Origin of the sequence: Eudoraea sp. (genome assembly GCF_049665975.1) — a bacterium.
In the GTDB taxonomy this organism is placed as follows: domain Bacteria; phylum Bacteroidota; class Bacteroidia; order Flavobacteriales; family Flavobacteriaceae; genus Eudoraea.
Map to the genome: position 1 here is coordinate 1 of NZ_JBATGR010000148.1, position 2,508 is coordinate 2,508.

Consider the following 2,508-nt stretch of genomic DNA (forward strand, 5'->3'; position numbering starts at 1 on the left):
ATTTTGATGATTCGCCCGGTACAATTTCGAATGAACGAACAGACCGCGGTGAATAACTATTTTATGGAAGACATCGACCTCCAGAACAATGCAATTAACCTGAAGGCGCAGCAGGAGTTTGATACATTTGTAGATGTATTAAGGAATATAGGAATAGAGGTTATAGTGATTGAGGACACGCCTGTTCCCGATACACCAGATTCAATTTTTCCAAACAATTGGATTTCTTTTCATTCTGATGGTACGGTCGTCATTTATCCTATGTTTGCCGAAAATCGCAGAGAGGAGCGAAGAGATGATATTCTTGAAATTCTTGAAGCAAAAGGTTTCCGTATTGAGAATGTAATGGACTATACTTCTGCAGAAAAAGAAGGGCTTTTTCTGGAGGGAACAGGAAGTATTTTAATGGACCGTGTAAATCAAAAAGTATATTGTGCACTTTCTGACCGCGCACATGAAGAACTGGTAATTGAGTTTTGTGAAGACTTTGAATGTACTCCTGTAATCTTTATTGCATATCAATCTGTGAATGGAGAACGATTGCCTATATACCATACCAATGTTATGATCTGCATGGGCGAGGCATATGCCGTAATTTGTTTAGACGCTATAGATGATAAGAAAGAAAGGAAAAACGTTTTAGATCATCTGAAACAGGACGGCAAAGAGATCATTGAAATCACTGAGGAACAAATGCATCACTTCGCAGGAAATATGCTACAGGTAGCAGGCGCCTCTGATAAACGTTATCTGATTATGAGTACCTCTGCATATAACAGCCTCAGACCGGACCAGATTAGCACTTTGGAAAAACATAACCCCATAGTACATAGCCCTTTAGATACTATAGAGACCTGCGGCGGCGGGAGTGCCCGTTGTATGATGGCGGAGGTGTTTTTGCCCAGACAATAGTTTAAAAATACTTTGACCAAACGAACTCCTATTTATCAGACACGGTAAATTCGCGAATAGCCTTATTGGGTTCCATAATATCATATCCTTCCCAGAATTCAGGATTGTAACTGGAAAGGTATGTGGCTTTAACAGTTTCATTTTCAACTGAATTGGAAAATTCACCAGTACTTATTAGCTCGGAATCAAAGACAACCAATTCGTATTTCTCTGTATTGAAATTAACAATATCCAGCTCCATAGACAATTCATTTTGCTTCCTTCTTCCCTTTACATGCTTGTTTTTCTCTATTACACTCAAAGGTCTTCTTATACCCATTTTACGACCGAATACCTTATCAATAAATCGTAAATCATACTTATTATTACTTCCCTTACTGAAAATTGTAGTTCCTTTATAGGTGATTTCTTCATAGGAGAACCCCAATAATTTTATTCTTTTCAATGAATTTACATTCTCATAGTCTACTCGCATTATTGCAAAATCTTCTATGTTTACATAGATTGTTCCTCTAAAGTCTTCTGACCTTTTTGGGTCAAATGATATGACATATACGCCTTCGTCTTCCAGGGCAGTAAATCCCTTTAAGCTAAATTCATAGCGGTTAGATTTGTCAATAAAATTTAATTTGCTGTCATCATTATAGAAGAGTTCAGAATAAAGATCGTGCAGCTGATCTTTTTTGGATAACAGAAAATGTTTATTACCACGGTCTTTGAGTTCATCTTCTAACTCATCCGTCTCGTCCGAGGCATCAAATAAGGAATCTAACTCCACTTTTTGACCAAACCAGCCCGACTTAATTTTTAAATAGGAATCAGGTTTTACATTTTCTTTAAAAATGCGCTCTAATTTGGCCGAAAGAGCCTCCATAGAACCTTTATTGTTTTTATCGTATAATTCTGCCGCCTTTTCTATGTATAGGCGGTGCTCGTCTGGTTTTCTGTAAAAATCGCATAAACTTTCAGTATAGTATGATGCATTTCTAGGTAAAATGGAGACCACACTATCCAGAAATTTTTTATTAAGCTCTTCTATGGTAGATTTTTCAAATTCAATATCCATTTTAGTCATGGTATTGAGGCTTGATTGCCTAAAGAATAAGCGTTGTTTTATGGGATCTCTATTATAATTTGTTGGTAAGTATTCTTTCACTTTGTCAATGATTTCATCGATACCGAGATCATTGTTAAATAGGTATACTTCATTTAGTTCTATAGCCTTTGGTTCTATGTATATAACACTATCCAAAATAGCCTTAAAATGGATAGCTGTTTTTTTATATCCCATACTGGAAATATAGATGGAATCTTGTTGTTCCAGCCTGGATTTTAAATTTACACTGAATCTGCCTTCCTCATTAGTAATAATACCACGATGCTCGCTAAATTGAACCGTTGCATAGGGAATACCTTCGTTTGTTTTGGTGTCTACTACCCTGGAGGAAATAGATTGGCCATATATTGATATAGAAGCAAGTAGGAATATGTGAATAAAAATGTTAGATATGGGTTTGCTCATAAGTAATATTCTTGATTAATATTTCATCTAAGTCGAAGTAACCTTATAAAACGTTACTAACTTTTATAATTAAT

2 protein-coding genes are annotated in these 2,508 nt (G+C 35.8%); one reads left to right on the top strand and one right to left on the bottom strand.

Going from position 1 to position 2,508, the window contains the following annotated elements:
* On the top strand, positions 1-912 hold a 912-nt coding region (ctlX, locus tag WBN20_RS05640; protein WP_424281022.1), incomplete at its 5' end, for a citrulline utilization hydrolase CtlX.
* 28 nt (positions 913-940) lie between these two features.
* On the opposite strand, the gene WBN20_RS05645 is transcribed toward ctlX, so the two are convergent.
* Positions 941-2,434, bottom strand: a complete 1,494-nt coding sequence (locus WBN20_RS05645; RefSeq protein WP_424281023.1) for a carboxypeptidase-like regulatory domain-containing protein — start codon at positions 2,432-2,434, stop codon at positions 941-943.
* Positions 2,435-2,508 lie beyond the last annotated feature (74 nt).

Excerpts from the sequence above, each read along its gene's own strand:
- WBN20_RS05645 (WP_424281023.1), bottom strand. The coding sequence starts at position 2,434 with ATGAGCAAACCCATATCTAACATTTTTATTCACATATTCCTACTTGCT.